Annotated in this window: 1 protein-coding gene; it reads right to left on the reverse strand. The window is 62.3% G+C overall.

The window, feature by feature from the left end:
* Nucleotides 1-205, reverse strand: a 205-nt coding sequence (locus SB772_RS45210; protein WP_410839176.1) for a type II toxin-antitoxin system HicB family antitoxin, incomplete at its 3' end; no start/stop codon positions are given.
* Between the last annotated feature and the right edge of the window lie 34 nt (nucleotides 206-239).

The following is a 239-nucleotide window of genomic DNA, read 5'->3' on the forward strand; positions in this document are numbered from 1 at the left end:
GCACTTCGCGCGCGGCGCGGCCAAGCACTTCCTCCGACCACTGATTCACGCTCTCGCCTGAGACGGCCGCCGCGATGCCAACGCGCGCATGCACATCGGGATCAATGCGTAGCATCAGCTTTCCAGATGCAGGCTTCTGCGGCTTTCGCCCAGCCTGCTCGCAGTCCGTCAGGTAGTGATCGACGGCCGCATGAAAATCGGTCATCAGCTCGTCAACGGTCGAGCCGTGAAAGCTGATC

It is taken from the genome of Paraburkholderia sp. SIMBA_030 (genome assembly GCF_046535245.1).
GTDB lineage: Bacteria > Pseudomonadota > Gammaproteobacteria > Burkholderiales > Burkholderiaceae > Paraburkholderia.